The following is a 1,566-nucleotide window of genomic DNA, read 5'->3' on the forward strand; positions in this document are numbered from 1 at the left end:
CATCCGCTGCCTGAAACGGTATCTCGTTCGGCAGCTCTATCCACTCATCGTCCAGACGCTGCAGCCTCGACGCCAAACGACCGCCGCTTGACAGCAAGTCAATAGGAGTGTCGCAGTTGGTAGGGGCGGGTGTCGACCGACCCCGTTGCCGTGTCGGTGATTGAAAAAGGGCCCGCGCCCTTGTGAGCTGGGTGTTCTTCGGCATCCAGGACAGCAAGGAACGCGGGCATGCTCCACGGTAGTTCATTGCTGCTCGATCTCGACGGCGTCGTCGTCGAGTCGGTGCAGCGCACGGTCGAGGGCAGTCGCATCGTGCACATCGCGACGGCACCACAGTGGGTCGGAATCTGCCCGCAGTGCGGGCAGAGGTCCTCGCGTTCGAAGGGGTGGGTCACTACCACCCCGCGGGACGTGCGGGTCGGACCCGACCGCCCGGAACTCGTGTGGAGTAAGCGGAAATGGTTGTGCACCAACATCTCCTGCGATCGAAGAGTGTTCACCGAGTCGACGCCGGGAGTGCCACCCCGGACACGGGTGACACCACGGGCGAAGGCGCTGCTGGCCGAGGCGGTCCTCGACGGGGACCGGTCGGTGTCCGCGGTCGCCGGCGACTACAGGTGCGCCTGGCACACCGTGCACGACCACCTCGTGATGGTCGCCGACGCCGCCCTGGCCGGCGAACCCGAGCCGGTGCTCGTGCTCGGCATCGACGAAACCAGGCGCGGGAAGGCGAGATGGGAAACCGATCCCGACACCGGTGCGCGGTCGTGGGTGGACCGGTGGGACACCGGCCTGGTCGACATCCTGGGTGATCAGGGATTGTTGGCGCAGGTCAACGGACGCACCTCGGCTGTGGTGACCGACTGGCTCGACGATCGGGAGGAAGCATGGAAGTCGCAGATCACCCACGTCGCGATCGACATGTCCGCCGTCTACGCCAAAGCGGTCCGCGAGGCCCTGCCGAATGCCCGGCTGGTGGTGGACCGGTTCCACCTGGTTAAGAAGGCGAACGAGATGGTCGACACCGTCCGCCGAAGGGTCACCCAGGCCGAGCGGGGCCGGCGTGGCCGCAAGAGCGATGTGGAATGGATCAATCGGCGTCGACTGCTGCGGGCCTCCGAACGGCTCACCGGCGAGCAACGATCGACCCTGTTCGAGAAACTGACCGAAGCGGATCCACACGAAAGACATCGCCGCAGCATGGATCGCCAAGGAGTTGTTGCGGGACGTGTTGCGCTGCACCGATCGTGGTGGCCTTCGCTATGAGATTCGGGACAGACTGTATCGGTTCTATCGATTCTGTGCGGCGTGCCGTGTTCCGGAGATCGGCAAGTTCGCGGCGACGATCTCGACTTGGCAGGAACCGATGGTCCTGGCGATCACCACCGGCCTGTCGAATGCGCGCAGCGAGGGCTACAACCGGATCGTCAAACACGTCGGCCGGATCGCTGAATCGTCCCTGGTTTCATTGAGGGTGAGCCAGATATCCCGGAAGGATCACCCCAGACTCACCATGGCGAACTACAAATACCCACAGGAACTGCGCGAGCGAGCGACCCGACTCGC

1 pseudogene is annotated in these 1,566 nt (G+C 64.5%); it reads left to right on the plus strand.

Features of this window, described 5'->3' with window-relative positions:
• Positions 1-182 precede the first annotated feature (182 nt).
• A pseudogene (locus tag K3M35_RS25695) lies at positions 183-1,450 on the plus strand (ISL3 family transposase); the annotation flags it as partial.
• Positions 1,451-1,566: the final 116 nt, after the last annotated feature.

Origin of the sequence: Rhodococcus sp. DMU2021 (assembly GCF_019641445.1) — a bacterium.
GTDB classification, from domain to species: Bacteria; Actinomycetota; Actinomycetes; order Mycobacteriales; family Mycobacteriaceae; genus Rhodococcus; species Rhodococcus pyridinivorans.